Origin of the sequence: Petrocella atlantisensis (genome assembly GCF_900538275.1) — a bacterium.
In the GTDB taxonomy this organism is placed as follows: Bacteria; Bacillota; Clostridia; order Lachnospirales; family Vallitaleaceae; genus Petrocella; species Petrocella atlantisensis.
The window spans coordinates 2,348,221-2,365,702 of the sequence record NZ_LR130778.1; the positions used below are offsets into that span (position 1 = coordinate 2,348,221).

The following is a 17,482-nucleotide window of genomic DNA, read 5'->3' on the forward strand; positions in this document are numbered from 1 at the left end:
GACAATTTGACAAATCAGTTTGACTTATCTGCCGTATAAGGTTGTTATAGCTTTAAGTCGACCACTTAGATCATGGTTCAGCATATCTTCAGTATAGCGCCATTGCCAGTTACCGCCTGCGATACCGGGAATATTCATCCTAGCAGACGAATCTAAGTTCATAACGTCCTGTAGAGGTACTATGGCCATAACGGATACAGAACCAAAACAAGCCCGAATCATGTCCCAAACAATATGGGAAGCATCCGTATTTAAGTAACGCCGTATCTTGTCCTTGCTAGCTTCAGGTATGGTTTGATACCAACCAAGCGTTGTATCGTTGTCATGGGTTCCTGTATAACACACAGAACTTGGTACGAAGTGATGGGGTAAGAAGCCATTTTCTTCAACGGTCTCAAAACCAAATTGTAGGATTTTCATACCTGGAAGATTAAAAGTATCTCTTAGATCTTCTACTTCCATAGTAATAACACCTAGGTCTTCTGCAATAATAGGTAAATCATGACCAAGTGCTTCCTGGAAAGCATAAAACAAATCTTTAAATGGGCCCTTACGCCACTCACCAGAAATCGCATTCGGTGCATCAAAAGGTACTGCCCAATATGCCTCAAAACCTCTAAAGTGATCGATTCTAAGAATATCTACAAGTGTTAAAGTGTATCTCACTTTTTCTACCCACCAAGCATAGTTCGTTGATTTGTGCACATCCCAGTTATAGAGGGGATTGCCCCAAAGTTGTCCTGTTTCACTGAAGTAGTCAGGTGGTACACCGGCAACTGAAGTTGGATATCCCTTTTCATCTAAGTAGAAAAGTTCTTTGTTGGCCCAAACATCTGCACTGTCAAATGCAACGAAAATAGGGGTATCACCTATGATTTCAATACCTTTTTCATTGGCATAGGTTTTTAGTGCAAACCACTGGTCGAAGAAAATAAACTGAAGAAATTTATAGTACTTGATGGATTTGGCTAACTTGCGGGTCCAAGACTTTTTGTCCGCTTCAGTAGGGAAAGCAATAGAAGTATCCCATTTTGTCCAAACCACACCCTCATGATAATCTTTTGAGGCCATAAATAAGGCATAATCACCAAGCCAAGCTTTTTGTTTGCTGCAAAAATTTTTGAATGCCTTGAGAAGTGTAGCATCTTCGGTAAGATCAAATTTTTCAAAGGCTTTTTCTAACAAACGATTCTTATACAAAATCACCGGACCAAAATCAACTTTGCTTGGGTCCCATGGCTTAATATCATCAATGTCCACTTTGTCTAATAAACCCATTTCATACAAGCGGTCAGGACTAATGATCAGAGGTTGTCCGGCAAAGGAAGAGAAAGATTGATAAGGTGAGTCACCATAGCCAGTCGGCCCAATAGGCAGTACTTGCCATAACTTTTGTCCTGAAAGTTCTAAAAAATCAATAAACGCATAAGCGTTTTTACCCAAATCACCAATGCCGTAAGGACCGGGAAAAGAAGTCGGGTGCGCAATAATACCGGACTTTCTTGGATTTTTCTCCATAATGTTGACGGGTTCTGTGCCCATAGGTTAATCCTCCTATTAATCATAGTGGTAGAGGTAGTATAGTGATCATGTGCAAGACCTCTTTGTTCTACTCTAGGAAAGTCCATGCTATGTAAACTAACAAGGAAGTCTTTCCTGCCGGAACAATTTGCTTTGCAAAGCGAGGCGTAGCCTCTTTGTTCTTAGGTAAACCGTTTGCACAACTATATATACCCAACCACATTTTAATTTCAAGCACAATAATCCTACAAAAAATAATGAAAAACTATTGTACAGTTACTTATAATCATTATACACGAAATCATGAAAAAAGGAAGGAAAAAACTACCCAAAATTCCATCAGGTCTATGGTGACAATTGCCAATGAAAAGTGCCTGTTATCAAGCGGTTAATCGGTTGAATGAGTAAGACGAATATTGTATTTTATACCGGCTTCTTTCATGAAAAAAGGAAAAAATGTAACACCTAAAAGGATACTCTTGATGCCTTAATCATTGTATGTTTTAGGGTGTAAAGTTCTTCAGAAAGGTCTACATAAACAATTTGAGCGTTTATCAAACGTCTGGATTCATCCCATAACGTAGCAAGCTCCGTCTGACAATACGCTTTGATTTCAAAAGTTGTAGGGCTTTCATAGACACAGGTGCCATTTATAAAAATTGGTACGAGAAGTTCCCTTATGGTATAAGAGTTAGGCTTCAAAGTAGAAGTTTTCCAGGTACTTATCGGATCAAATATAATAAGAGGATGGCTTTCATCATAGTGTTCATGAACGAGAGTTACAAGATCTGCTTTGATTTTACCGGTTTCCTTATCATATATTCTGAGCACCTTCTTGTTACCTGGATCTGTCAATTTTTCATTGTTGTCCGAAAGCTTTATTTTAGGGATAACTGTATCACCGACAATCTGAGCGGATAATTTGTAAACACCGCCAAATGCAGGGCAATCACTGGAGGTTATGAGGTTGGTGCCCACACCCCACAAGGAAATCTTGGCACCTTGTAGCTTCAAATCTCTAATAAGATACTCATCAAGGTCACTCGAAGCACTAATAATGGCTTTCTCATGCCCAGCTTGATCAAGCATCGCTCTTGCCTTTTTTGACAAGTAAGCCAAGTCACCACTATCTAAACGTATGCCATAACGCTCGGGTAGTGTACCTTGTTCCTGCAACTCATTAAACACAGTAATAGCATTAGGTAAACCTGACTTCAGGGTATCATAAGTATCTACGAGAAGAAAACAGGAGGCTTTATACTGATTGGCATAGGACCTGAATGCCTCCAATTCACTATCGAAATTCATGACCCAACTATGGGCCAATGTGCCTTTGACAGGTATATCAAACATTTTGCCGGCTAAAACATTTGAAGTAGCACTGCAACCCCCAATAACCGCAGCACGAGCACCATAAATTCCGGCATCCGGTCCCTGTGCACGTCTTAGACCGAACTCGATTACCATATCATCTCCGGCTGCCCAGTTTACACGTGCTGATTTGGTGGCAATCAGACTCTGGTGGTTGATGATATTAAGGAGAGCAGTCTCAATGAGCTGTGCTTCGCAAATAGGCGCAATGACTTTCACTATCGGCTCATTTGGAAAGATAACCGTGCCTTCTAATACAGCATAAATGTCTCCGGTGAATTTGAAATGACGTAAATAATCGAGAAAGGCTGGTTCAAAAACACCGAGAGAATCTAAATAGTGAATCGACTCTTCAGTAAATGTGAGATTATTGATATAATCAATGACCTGATCTAGGCCGGCGGCAATGGAAAAACTGCTTCCACTAGGATTACTTCTATAAAATAAATCAAAAATCGACTTTTCACCGAAACGCTCCTGAAAAAAGTAACCTTGCATCATGGTGAGTTGATAAAAGTCTGTAAGTAGGGATAAATCTTGCTGGGGCATATTAACCTCTTTCCTCATCCGAAGCTAACTTCGTCGCTTTGGTATTCTTTGGGAAAGTCCTATTTTAGCTAAGCGTTATGGACCATTCCCGTTGTTCTTAATAAATCTATTTTAACCCTAACAAATAAAAATTACAATGGATGGATAGGTAATAAGGTTAGATAAAAGCTTAAAAAGATGCTAATAGGTCTAATGGTTAGCGTAAAGATAGTGTCGGATAAATAAAGATAAAAGAAAAACACCAAGTTGTGATATTATAAGTTTTGCGAGAAACCAAAATATACAACGAAAGGTGTTTTTCTTATGCATATTAGTATACAACAATTTATGGAGATTGGTATCAAAAAGATTGAAAAAGTAGTAGAAAGTTTTATAAATGATGATCAAATGAATATTGGAGAGTTTGTTCTTGAGTTAGGAAAACCATTACAGGAGCTGCAACGAGAGATTATTGCAGAGACAATAGAAGGCATTGATGAGGTGTATAGAAAATCAGCATATCGAATCAATCACTACGTGGTTGAACGTGCTAGGGTCCCTAATTCATTTACAAGCACATGCGGTGAGATCAAGTACAAAAGGACTTATTTTAAGTCGAAAGAAACAGGTGAATTCATATTTCTTGCAGATAAAGCATGTGGTATTACAAAAAACATGAGAAAAAGTGAAGATGTTGTTATAGAAGCCATAAAGCATGTTGTTGACACTAGCTATAGAATCAGTGGTGAACATGCAACACATACAGAAGATATTATCAGTAAACAAGCGGTCATGAAAGAGGTTCATAGCTTAGAAATACCTGCATTAATACCCTTTGTAAAGAAAAAGAGACAGGTCAAAGTCCTATATATAAATGCTGATGAAGACCATGTATCCTTACAATTCAACAATAAAAAGGGAGATTTAAAAGTCGGAGAAAATGGCTATAAAAGCAACACAATAGAGCCACGTCTAGCATGTATTTTTGAGGATGTTGAAAAAGAAAGCCAAGGAAGTAAAAGAAATAGACTAATAGGAAAACATTACTTTGCAGGCGTTTACAAAAAGAGTGAAGACTTATGGGAAGAAGTGCTTGAGTACATAGATGCGGTTTATGATGAAGACTATTTGGAACATATCTACATCATGGGAGATGGCGCATCGTGGATAAAATCAGGGATGGATGTGCTCGGGGCAAAGTGTTATTTTGTGCTTGATAAATTCCATTTAAACCAAGCAATTATGAGAGCTATAGGTCATCTTGGTGATTCAGTATCAGATGCAAGAAAGGCAATCTATGACGGCATAAGATCTGAAGATAAAAAAGCAGTCAATACAGTCTTTGACATAGCCCTTGAGTACTCAGATAGCGAGAATAGAAAAGAACAGATAAGAAGAACCAGGGTATACATAAGCAATCACTGGGAAGCCATAATAAGACCTAATCATGATGAATATGCAAGGATGGGTTGCAGTGCAGAAGGTCAAGTGAGCCACCTCCTCTCTTCAAGGTTAAGTAGCCGTCCGCTAGGATGGTCAAAGAAAGGTGTAACTAAGATGGCAAGACTTAGAGCTTATGTAGCCAATGATGGTAAAGTATGTGATTTGATTAAATACAAGCAAGAAAAACAGCACCGCATGATTCAAGATGAGATAAAAATAGAAGTAGATAAAGAGATAAAAAGGAAACAAAAGACCTATACAGACGTTTGGAACCATCAGACAGTCGCAGGTAGTACCCGGCTAGTAGATGGTATGTATTGTCTTACAAAGAAACTAAGGGGCATCATTTGATCTACGTTTAGTAAAAAGACATAAGAAAAAGTGAAATCAGATGTGTAGAGGATAAAGTTCCTGGAATGACTATGTTGCAAAACGCCAGAATACAAGGATGTATTCCACCTTCGTTTGATACATGGACGTATCAACGAAGGTCGTTTGCAATGTAGTCATGGAAGGGTTTTAGCCGACGAATTTAGATATACTAAAGTCTAGTAGCCACAATCCTAAATGGACTGGCTTTTTAAGTATGCAAAATTAATGGAAAAGGTACAATGAATTATAAAACTATGATAAGATGGTTTTTACAGAACTCAAAATATCTCATCAGGATTTTTCTATCCTTACTTTTCCGACACTAAATTAACGCGACCGGTCTAATGACTTAGCTATTGTATATATGAAAGTCTATGATATAATGAATAGGTATGTTATGTGCGAAACTTGGACTAAATGGCGATTTGTTCAAGTATAGGAGGGTTTAATCGTGTTAATATTGGAACGATTTATTAAAGATGCTCAGAAAAGAATGTTCATACTTATAGTATTGATGTTGATAGGTGTGGCGATACCAAGTCTGGCTACTGAAGACTTGGGTAGTAAAACAACTAATATTTTGGTTTTGCATACTTATCATCAGGGCATGCGTAGTAACGACATCTTAAATCGTCAAATTGAAGAAGCATTAGATGGCTATTTAGTTGAGAATGTTCAGTTACACATGGAGTACTTGGATGACATAAGATTTGACATTGAAAAATATAATGAAACATTTTTAGCGTACTTAAAGGCAAAATATAATAATGAATCAATAGATGGCATATTATCCATTAACCAAGGTGCCAGTAGCTTTATTGAATACAATTATGATGAATTCTTTAATAACAAACCGATTGTCTATATTGGTTTAGGGTCTGAAGCTTATACACCCATTTCATTTAATAAAATTTCAGGCATTCACCGAGAAGTGCCATTAGCGTCCTTGATGCTATCAGCAAAAACGTTAAATCCAAACCTAAAAAAAATAAATATTTATACCAAACCGGAAATGCTATCAGAAGATAATTTACTAGCATTACAGCAGTTTAGTGAAAGTCATAGCCTATTATATCAGGTCTTTTCAGAAGGTCGTGGACAAGAGTATGTCAATGCTCTTGTTAATATAGAAGAAGAAGCTGCAATTCTCCTCTCAGACCTTGAAGACACCACCGGTGAAGTATATACATTAGATGAATTATTTGAATCTATTGATTTAAGAGGCAACGGATCCGTCTATACCATTTATGATAATTATATTGGGAAAGGTGCAACGGGTGCAATCACAATAGAACAGAATCAATATATTCGTAAATCTGTTGAGATGCTAATGGAACAAATAAAAGGTAGCAATGTCGATTTATCTTCTTATCAAAAGCTCGAACCTATTGAGATTTATGACTATAATAAGATAAAGAAATTAAATCTTGTGCATACCAATCTTCCAAAAAATGCTCAGTTTATAAATCGTCCAACAGTTTTAAATATGATTCAGAGCCATCCACTAGAATTTATTATTTTGGCTTTAGTTATTATGATGGTCATCTTGATTTATGCCCTTACCAATTTATTGTTAAGGCTTAAAGCTGAAAAAGATCGTAAGTTAGCGAGAAAAGACCTTCAGGCAAGTTATATGGAACTTGAAGCAACCCATCAGCAGTTGTTGGCCAGTGAAAGTGAAGTCACAAGAAAATATATAGAATTACAGGAAAAAGAAGAGGAACTAAGAAAAAGTAGAGAACGGTATAGGTTAGCCGCAAAAGGGTCTGAGTTTGGTATATGGGATTATGACTTTGAGACGAAGAATATGTATTTTTCTAATCAGGCAAAGGACATATTTGGATTATCAGCAGATCAAAACTCATTTATCTCCTCGGAGATATTCAATTGCTTGCCGACGAATGAATCTATAAAGTTATATGATAAAATCAAAAAGCATTTGAATATTGAAGATAATAATGTTATTGAGCATGAAACAACGATAGAAATACAAAAAGGCATCATGGAATGGATTTCTATAAGAGGGAAAGCCCAATATGATGGGGAGGGAAATCCAGTTAGGTTGGCCGGTTCCCTAACCAACATTACGAAAGAAAAGGAAGCAGAAATCAAAATTAAGAAACTGGCATTTACGGATGAGCTGACGAATCTACCGAATAAGACCTACTACAATCAAGTTATTAGTGAAAAATTATTGACTCAAGACAGTAATCTAGCAATCTATTTCATAGATATAGACAATTTCAAAACAATCAATGATTTCTATGGTCACAAGATGGGGGATCAAGTACTTAAAAGAGTAGCTACTATGATCCGTAACGAAGTGGATGGTAGATATGAAGTGATCCGATATGGTGGTGATGAGTTTATTGTATTATTAAAAGATGTTATTGATGTAGAGGAAGTTGAGAGACAGGCGCAACAACTGCTCAATATATTCCAGAATAAATTTGTCATTGAGGACTCTGTATTTTCAGTTACACTAAGTTTGGGTATAGCTACGACTTTAAGTGCCGATGTTGATTTTGATATACTGCTTAAACAAGCCGACCTAGCTTTACATGAAGCAAAAGGCAAAGGCAAAAATCAATACCACCATTTTACAACGATATTAATGGAAAAAATGGAGCAACAATTATGGTTTGAGAAAGAACTTGAAATAGCAACATTAAACCATCAATTTAAGCTCTATTATCAACCGAAGTATGATTTAAAGGAAGAAACCATAGTTGGATATGAAGCATTAATCAGATGGATGCATCCTGAAAAGGGTATTATACCCCCGAATGATTTCATACCATTGTCTGAAGAAAACGGGCTTATCATTGTCATTGGTAAATGGGTCATTTATGAAGCTATCTCTCAACTCAATCAATGGCATTTAAAAGGGTATACCAGTTTGACCATATCCATAAATCTGTCTGCCAAACAATTTGCAGATGTTAAACTTATAGAAACGATTCAGGATGCCATGATTGGGAAGGTCATACGTCCGGAGCATGTTGAACTTGAGGTCACTGAAACCACGGCGCTCCAAGATCTAGACTTTGCTACGAATATACTGAAAGACTTGAGAGAACAGGGTTACAAAATTTCTTTAGATGATTTTGGTACAGGCTATTCATCGTTGAACTATCTGAATGTATTACCCATAGATATTATTAAGATTGACAAAGCCTTTATAGCGGACAGTATATATAATAAAAGTAAGCAACAAGTGATTAAGACCATCATTCAACTTGCCCATGTCAATAAAATGGATGTGGTTGCAGAAGGGGTTGAGGCATATGAGGAAATGGAACTTCTAAGGACTGAAAAATGTGATATGATTCAAGGTTACTATATATCAAAACCATTGCCCCCGAATGAAGCCATTGAACTGATGAACAAAGCCTTTGAAATTGTAGAGTGCTAACCATGAAAAAACTTTACAAATAAAGGATGTATGTTATAATAATTTATTGAGGATACCCTGACTGAGCCCTATCTAAATGGGGCTTTGTTATTTACTCAACGATTCCACTTGTAGGATTTCTTGGTGATGGTAATTCACAAGTTAAAGATAAAAAGTCAGCATTTCATCTGCGGTGGGTTAGGTTAGGTAACTAGCCAAGAACTTAGAAATATGTCATTGGGAACGTTGAGTTTTATGTAATACTAAAGCTATTGATGGTTTGTGGGTAGCCCTATTACGAATTATAAATTTTTCAAGATGTGAAAAAGATAGATACTATAGGAGGTAGACAACGTGTACAAAAAGGTTTCGACGGATTTGAATTTCGTCCAAAGAGAGAAGCAAATATTAGAATACTGGAATAACAACAGTATTTTCGAGAAAAGTATTGAGCTTAGAAAAGATGGGCCAACCTACACCTTTTACGATGGTCCTCCAACAGCAAATGGTAAGCCGCATATTGGGCATGTACTGACCAGAGTTATTAAGGATATGATTCCAAGATACCGTACCATGAAAGGCTATAAGGTTCTTAGAAAAGCAGGATGGGATACCCATGGTCTTCCTGTAGAGCTTGAAGTTGAAAAAGCACTGGGCATAGATGGAAAAGATCAGATTGAGGCCTATGGACTTGAGCCATTTATTAAAGAATGTCGTCATAGTGTGTGGAAATATAAGAATATGTGGGAAGATTTTAGTGGTACGGTTGGTTTTTGGGCAGACATGGAAAACCCTTATGTAACCTATGAGAATGATTATATTGAGTCTGTATGGTGGTCACTTAAGCAAATATGGGAGAAAGATCTTCTTTATAAAGGTCATAAGATTGTACCCTATTGTCCAAGATGCGGAACACCATTATCCAGTCATGAGGTTGCTCAAGGCTATAAGGATGTTAAGGATGAGTCCGTGATTGCTAAGTTCAAAGTCGTGGATGAAGCCAATGCATATTTCTTAGCATGGACAACCACGCCATGGACGTTGCCATCGAATGTTGCTTTGTGTGTGAATCCTCAAGAAACATATGTTAAGGTTGAGCAAGGTGGTTCCATCTATTATCTGGCAGAAGCATTGACTGAGCAAGTTCTAGGTGAGGACTATAAAGTTTTGGAAACCATGTTAGGTAAGGACTTGGAGTTTGTTCATTACGAGCCTCTTTTTGATTTTGAAAAGCCGTCAGATCAAGCCTATTATGTAACCTGTGCTAAGTTTGTAACCTTGTCCGATGGTACCGGTATCGTTCATATTGCACCTGCTTTTGGTGAGGATGATGCTCAAGTCGGGAAAAAATACAATCTGCCTTTCGTCCAATTGGTTGACGGAAAAGGTGAATTTGTAGAACAGGTAACACCTTGGAAAGGGCGTTTTGTTAAAGAGTGTGATGCAGATATTATAAAGCATTTGGATGCATCCGGTAAGCTTTATAAAGCGCTTGAATATGAGCATTCATACCCTCATTGTTGGCGATGTGACACCCCACTTATATATTATGCAAAAGACTCTTGGTTTATTGAGATGACGAAAGTCAAAGAACAATTGTTATCCAACAATGCTAAGATTAATTGGTTACCTGAAGCAATTGGTAAGAAACGATTTGGTGATTGGTTGGAGAACGTCATGGACTGGGGCTTAAGTCGTGATCGTTATTGGGGTACCCCATTAAATATTTGGGAGTGCTCTTGCGGCCATAGACATGCTATTGGCAGTATCGCCGAATTAAAATCACTAAGTGACAATTGCCCGGATGATATTGAGCTTCATAGACCATTCATTGATAAGGTGTTGATTAATTGCCCGATTTGTGAGAAAAAAATGAAAAGGGTTGATCCTGTTATTGATTGTTGGTATGATTCTGGAGCTATGCCTTTTGCACAATGGCATTATCCTTTTGAGAATAAAGAAATATTTGAAGATAACTTTCCCGCTGATTTTATCAGCGAAGCCGTGGATCAGACAAGAGGATGGTTTTACTCCTTACTTGCAATTTCCACTTTGCTTTTTGATAAACCGGCATACAAAAATGTTATAGTTCTGGGTCATGTACAAGATGAGAATGGTCAGAAAATGTCCAAATCCAAAGGCAACGCAGTTGATCCCTTTGAAGCATTAGAAACATATGGCGCAGATGCGATTCGTTGGTATTTTTATAACAACAGTGCACCTTGGTTACCGAATAGATTTAACGGGACTTCAGTCATTGAAGGACAGAGAAAATTCATGGGTACGTTTTGGAACACCTATGCTTTTTATGTGTTATATGCGAATATAGACAAATTCAATCCTAATGAACATGTATTGGATTATGATGCTTTATCTTTAATGGATAAATGGCTATTTTCCAAGTTAAACACTTTGATTCAAGAGGTAGATACGAATTTAGAAAACTATAAAATATTTGAAAGTTCTAGAGCCTTAGCTGCTTTTGTAGATGACTTAAGCAACTGGTATGTTAGAAGATCAAGAGAACGTTTCTGGGTTAAAGACATGCCACAAGATAAGATTAATGCATATATGACTTTATATACAACCCTTAAGACACTTGCTGAGCTATCCGCGCCTTTTGTTCCTTTTATGGCAGAAGACATTTACCAGAACTTGGTTGTAGGACTTAATCCAGATGCCCCGGAAAGTATACATTATTGTAATTTCCCTGTATCCAACAAAGCATGGATTGTTCCTGAGGTGGAAGCACAGATGGATTTGGTTTTAAAAGTTGTCGTATCCGGTCGTGCTTGTAGAAATTCAGCAGTTATTAAGAACCGTCAGCCTTTGGCGACCATGTACATCAAGTCGGAAGGTGATGTGAAGCTGGATCCGGCGTATTTAGATATCATCAAAGAAGAGCTTAATGTTAAAGAAGTTATAATGCGGGATGACGTGAGTGATTTTACGACTTATTTATTCAAACCGCAACTTAGAACTGTAGGCCCGAAATATGGTAAGCAGCTTGGTGGTATTAAGGCTTATTTATCCGATGTTGATGGTAACGAGGCAATGAGTAGGTTAAAGGATACAGGTGCTTTGAGTTTTGATGTGAATGGTGATCCGGTGGTCTTGTTGGAAGAGGATCTATTGATTGAACCGACGAAGCAAGAAGGTTATGAATCAGCCACAGATAGCAATGTAACGGTGGTTATTGACACCAAGTTGACGGACGCGTTACTTGAAGAAGGCTTTGTCAGAGAGATTATCAGTAAGATTCAAACCATGCGTAAGGAAGCTGATTTTGATGTAACGGATCAAATTAATGTTTTTTATGCTAATAGTGAGAAGGCGGATCAGGTAATCAAAGGCAATGTGGATTTGATTGCCAGTGAGACTTTGGCAGTTTCCGTAGAAGAAGGTTCAGATGCTACGGGGTATTTTAAGAATTGGAGTATTAATGGTACTTCGGTTGATTTGACAGTAGTGAGAAGATAGTAGTATTAGTTTGTAATAAAGAGTTGGGTTTATATGCGTCAAACAGGTCTTTGAGCGAAAAAAGCTTGGAGGCCTGTTTTTTTAATGTATATCTATATGGGTCCCATGAAAACCCTTCCACAGTGTGTATGACTACGGCCTCCGGTTGGTGCGTCCTGCACCAAAAGTCGGCGGTCTGCATCCATGCAGACTTGCAGATTTCATAAGAAAGATTTCAACTTAGCATCATGTCTTGGAGACTGACATGATGCATGAGGTTACTTTCTTATGAGCCTGTCATACACACTGCTTCCAGGAACTTCATGGTCGGTGTTGGTAGTAGTTCCTTCTTTACTGCGTGTCACAGTGAAAAATGAGATAAAGAATATTACAAAAAAGTATAACACTAGAGATAATTAAAATACAAAAAAATATATTATCATAAGATTTAATAGGTTAATATTTAGTAAATATTTTTACTAGCTAATATAAATATATTGATAATAGTCTTGAAAGTCTTTAAATCAAAGGATTTAGTGGAATTATTGGGAATTAGGTATGCGGTAAAAAAATTAACGAAGTGTAAGCGCTTGCATGAAATTGAGGAAGTGTGCTATCATTAGGAAGTATCAGTGTTCTGGAAAATGTAAACGCTTACAATTTCATTTTATTAAATGGAGGGTATATGAACAGACTAAATGTAAATAAAACAGTTTTCAAAGAGGCTATTTTTGAGAATATTAAAAACCAATTCAGAAAAACCATCGATCAAGCATCCAATCAGGAAATATTTCAAGCGGTTGCTTATGCAGTAAGAGATATCATAATAGATCAATGGATTGAAACCCATAAGACTTATGAGCAAGTAGATGCCAAGACGGTTTATTACCTGTCGATGGAGTTTTTGATGGGTAGGGCGCTGGGTAACAATATGATTAACTTATGTGTTAATGAGATTGTCAAAGAAGTGCTTGATGAATTAGGCGTTGACCTGAATGTCATTGAAGATGAAGAACCGGATGCAGGTCTTGGTAACGGCGGACTTGGACGTTTGGCAGCTTGCTTCTTAGATTCTCTCGCAACACTTGAGTATCCTGCCTATGGCTGTGGTATTAGATACAGATATGGTATCTTCGAGCAACGGATCATTGATGGCTATCAGGTTGAAAAGCCAGATGAGTGGTTGAAGAACGGTAATCCTTTTGAAGTAAGAAGACCTGAATACGCTGTTGAAGTCAAATTTGGCGGTAACGTTCGAGTTGAGAGACGCGATGACGGAACAGAACATTATATTCATGAGAATTATCAATCGGTGAATGCGATTCCTTATGACTTGCCTATCGTAGGTTACAATAATAATACCGTTAATACTTTAAGATTATGGGATGCTGAGGCGATTCAAAGCTTCGACCTAGAATCATTTGACCGAGGAGACTACCATAAAGCAGTTGAGCAACAAAATCTAGCTAAGTCCATTGTTGAAGTTCTCTACCCTAATGACAACCATTATCAAGGTAAAGAATTGAGACTGAAGCAACAGTATTTCTTTATATCCGGGACCATACAACAAGTCATTCGTAAATTCAAACAAAAGCATAATGATATCCGTGAATTACCGGATAAGGTCACTTTTCATATCAATGACACACATCCATCCTTAGCTATTCCGGAACTCATGCGCGTACTTATGGATGATGAGGGTCTTGCTTGGGGCGAGGCATGGGCGATTTGTTCAAGAACATGTGCTTATACCAACCATACGATTATGTCAGAAGCACTTGAAAAATGGCCAATTGAGTTATTCAGTAGATTGCTGCCAAGGATCTATCAGATTGTTGAGGAAATCAACAGAAGATTTGTTGTGAGTCTTGTTGATAAGTATGGACAAGATAATGAACGTATTCGTCGAATGGCCATTATCGCAAACGGGCAAATAAGAATGGCTTGGATGGCCATTGTAGGTTCTTTCTCGGTTAATGGTGTTGCAAGACTTCATACTGAAATCTTGAAAAACGAAGAATTAAAAGAATTCTATGAGCTTTATCCGAATAAATTCAATAATAAAACCAATGGTATCACGCAAAGAAGATTCCTGCTTCATGGTAATCCTAAGCTCGCAGAGTGGATTACAAGAAAAATCGGTGATGAATGGACAACAGACCTTACACATCTGAAACATCTGGAAGCCTTTGTAGATGATGAAAAAGCACAAAAAGAATTTATGCATATCAAATATGAAAACAAAGTACGTTTAGCAGAATATGTTAAGAAGCACAATGGTATAGAGATTGATCCAAGGTCCATATTTGATATTCAGGTCAAACGTCTTCATGAGTACAAACGTCAATTGATGGATATACTTCATGTTATGCATCTCTATAATGAGTTAAGAGAAAATCCTGACCGTAATATGATCCCTAGAACTTTTGTCTTTGGGGCAAAAGCAGCACCTGGTTATGAACGGGCTAAGTTGATTATTAAACTCATCAACAATGTGGCGAATGTTATCAATCACGACATAAATATACACAATAAGATCAAAGTGGTTTTCATTGAAAATTATCGTGTATCTAATGCTGAGATAATTTTTGCAGCGGCAGATGTGAGTGAACAGATCTCAACTGCCAGCAAGGAAGCATCAGGAACAGGAAATATGAAGTTCATGTTAAATGGTGCAGTAACACTTGGAACAATGGACGGTGCCAACATTGAGATTGTTGAAGAAGCGGGCAAAGAGAATGCTTTCATATTTGGGATGACCTCTGATGAAGTCATACAACTTCAGCATGAACGTACTTATGATCCTTGGGATCTGTACAATACAAACCAAGCGATTAGAAAAGTTGTTACGCAGTTGATCAATGGATTTTATGCACCTGAGAATCCGGACCTATTTAGAATGATATATGATTCTCTCCTAAATGGTGGTGGTGAACCGGCCGACCAATACTTTATCCTAAAAGATTTTGAAGCCTATATTGAAGCACAAAAAAGTGTGGATATCGCTTATAGGAATCAAGGTAAGTGGGCAAAAATGGTGATGATGAATACAGCCAATGCCGGTAAATTCTCATCAGACAGAACAATCGAGGAATACGCAACTGAGATTTGGCATCTTAAAAAGACGTCCGTTGATCTTACAAAAATATAAATAATAGAGGGACTGCTCGTGCAGTCCCTCTAAACTGATTGGTAAAAAGTCAGGTAACAATTAGGGTTGAAGGGTCAAAACTAAGTTTTGACGCTTTAGCCAACGATATTATTTAAAAAAGCTTTCAAAAATACTTTTTTTTAGTTATAATATAGAAGATATCGTCGTCATTGAACTTGAGAGTAGCTCAAGTAGAGATAATTGGAAGGGGAACAAATATGTTTAGTACAGATATAGGAATTGATCTTGGTACCGCAAATGTTTTGGTCTATATAAAAGGAAAAGGTGTGGTTCTAAGAGAGCCATCTGTTGTAGCCTTTGATCGTGATACAAATAAAATCTTAGCCGTAGGAAATGAAGCAAGAACCATGCTCGGTAGAACACCGGGAAATATCATAGCGGTAAAACCCTTACGAGAAGGTGTAATCTCGGATTATACTGTAACAGAAAAAATGTTGAAGTACTTTATTAGTAAAGCAGTCGGTAGAAAACTTAGGAAACCGCGTATAACGGTTTGTGTGCCAAGTGGTGTAACGGAAGTGGAAAAAAGAGCTGTTGAAGATGCAACCTATCAAGCAGGCGCTAGAAAAGTCGAAATCATAGAAGAGCCAATAGCTGCAGCCATTGGTGCCGGTATTGATATATCAAAAGCCTGTGGTAGCATGGTGGTAGATATTGGAGGCGGTACTGCAGACATCGCTGTAATATCCCTTGGAGGAACGGTTGTCAGTATGTCCATTAAGATAGCTGGGGATGTCTTTGATGAGGCTATTGTTAGATATATGCGGAAAAAGCATAATCTGTTAATTGGTGAACGTACAGCGGAAGAAATAAAAATAAAAATCGGAACCGCTTTTAAAAGACCGGAAATTATACAGATGGACATTCGTGGTCGTAACTTGATTACAGGATTACCAAAAACAATAACCGTTACATCGGATGAAACAGAAGAAGCACTTAGAGAAGCTGCAGGAAACATTGTAGAAGCGGTACATAGTGTTCTAGAAAAAACACCACCGGAACTTGCATCTGATATTGCAGAGAGAGGCATAGTTATGACAGGTGGTGGTAGCTTACTTCAAGGCCTTGATCAACTTATTGAGAGTAAGACCGGTATTAATGTTATTGTTGCTGAAGATGCCTTAACATGTGTTGCAATCGGTACAGGCAAATATGTTGAGTATTTGGCAAGTCATAAAAGATAGAATATTTACGCTGCTAATCCTCGTGAGGAGGTCTTAGATGAATAAACTAAGTCTGGAAGAATTGATCAGTCGGGTTGATGAGATTCCTGTATTTTCTCAGACAGTGAATCGCATCATCCAGATAACAGAAGATCCTAAGTCAACTGCAAAGGATCTCGAAAGTGAAATCATGAAAGACCAAGGCTTAACAACAAAAATATTACGCTTGGCCAATTCATCTTATTATGGTGTGTCAAGAAATATTAAGTCCGTTTCTGAGGCCACTGTATTATTGGGCTTTCAGGCTATTAAAAGTATGGTTTTTGCCTCAACAGTAGGTAAGGTAATGGAAAGAGAGTTGCCAGGCTATGCACTTGAACGAGAAGGGCTATGGCGTCAGTCTCAGATGTGTGCTATAACTGCAAGAACCCTTGCTAAAAAAATCAAGTTTCCAAAACCGGACCAGGTTTATACAGCCGGTTTGCTTCGTGACATTGGTAAGGTCATTCTAGATACGTATATGAAAGAGCAGTTTGAGCTGATTGTCCAAGAAGTAGAATTACATAACAAGACATTTTTAGAAGTAGAGGCAGAAGTTTTGGGTTATAATCACAGCGAAGTGGGTGCAAGGATTGCGGATAAGTGGAATTTGCCTCAAGATTTGATAGAGGCTATTGCCTGTCACCATAATCCCGAACAGGCAACCATTAATCCAAAGATGACGGCTATGATACACATTGCAGATGGACTCATGATGATGATGGGCTATAATATAGGGATTGATGGACTGAATTACAAATTTTCTGATGATACCATGACCTTATTAAGTATAGATGAATCTGTACTAACAGAGATTATGTCAGAGGTTGCGGATCTAATCGGAGATGAAGGTATATTCTTTTAATCGTATGGTAAAGGTAGTAAGAGTAAGGTTAACGGACTTTAACTCAAGCTACCTTTTGTTCTTCTCTAGGAAAGACAATGCTATGTTAATGCGTTGAAGCATCGCATTAACTATCAAGGAAATCTTTCCTGTCGGAACAATTTGCTTTGCAAAGC

Annotated in this window: 8 protein-coding genes; 6 read left to right on the forward strand and 2 right to left on the reverse strand. The window is 37.7% G+C overall.

Translation table 11 applies throughout. The features are described 5' to 3' along the window. Nucleotides 1-24: 24 nt before the first annotated feature. A complete protein-coding gene (gene malQ, locus PATL70BA_RS10880; protein ID WP_243115902.1) occupies nucleotides 25-1,542 on the reverse strand; it encodes a 4-alpha-glucanotransferase in 1,518 nt (505 codons plus the stop codon). A 444-nt stretch (nucleotides 1,543-1,986) separates the two neighbouring features. After that, nucleotides 1,987-3,441, reverse strand: a complete 1,455-nt coding sequence (locus PATL70BA_RS10885) for a nicotinate phosphoribosyltransferase (RefSeq protein WP_125137384.1) — start codon at nucleotides 3,439-3,441, stop codon at nucleotides 1,987-1,989. Between the two features lie 303 nt (nucleotides 3,442-3,744). On the opposite strand from PATL70BA_RS10885, the gene PATL70BA_RS10890 reads away from it, so the two are divergent. The 6 genes from PATL70BA_RS10890 (at nucleotide 3,745) to PATL70BA_RS10915 (ending at nucleotide 17,327) form a co-directional block, all read left to right on the forward strand. Further along, nucleotides 3,745-5,214, forward strand: coding sequence for an ISLre2 family transposase (locus PATL70BA_RS10890; RefSeq protein ID WP_125137385.1), 1,470 nt, complete (start codon nucleotides 3,745-3,747; stop codon nucleotides 5,212-5,214). Between the two features lie 472 nt (nucleotides 5,215-5,686). Beyond that, a complete protein-coding gene (locus PATL70BA_RS10895; RefSeq protein ID WP_125137386.1) occupies nucleotides 5,687-8,650 on the forward strand; it encodes a bifunctional diguanylate cyclase/phosphodiesterase in 2,964 nt (987 codons plus the stop codon). 333 nt (nucleotides 8,651-8,983) lie between these two features. Then, nucleotides 8,984-12,109, forward strand: a complete 3,126-nt coding sequence (ileS, locus tag PATL70BA_RS10900) for an isoleucine--tRNA ligase (RefSeq protein WP_125137387.1) — start codon at nucleotides 8,984-8,986, stop codon at nucleotides 12,107-12,109. Between the two features lie 664 nt (nucleotides 12,110-12,773). Next, nucleotides 12,774-15,239: a glycogen/starch/alpha-glucan phosphorylase gene (locus tag PATL70BA_RS10905; RefSeq protein ID WP_125137388.1), complete on the forward strand. Its 2,466-nt coding sequence runs from the start codon at nucleotides 12,774-12,776 to the stop codon at nucleotides 15,237-15,239. Between the two features lie 218 nt (nucleotides 15,240-15,457). Next, complete coding sequence (gene mreB, locus PATL70BA_RS10910; RefSeq protein ID WP_125137389.1) at nucleotides 15,458-16,444, forward strand: rod shape-determining protein; 987 nt, start codon at nucleotides 15,458-15,460, stop codon at nucleotides 16,442-16,444. A gap of 37 nt (nucleotides 16,445-16,481) precedes the next feature. Beyond that, the gene (locus PATL70BA_RS10915) at nucleotides 16,482-17,327 is read left to right on the forward strand and encodes an HDOD domain-containing protein (RefSeq protein WP_125137390.1); all 846 of its coding nucleotides are present in this window, start codon (nucleotides 16,482-16,484) and stop codon (nucleotides 17,325-17,327) included. Nucleotides 17,328-17,482 lie beyond the last annotated feature (155 nt).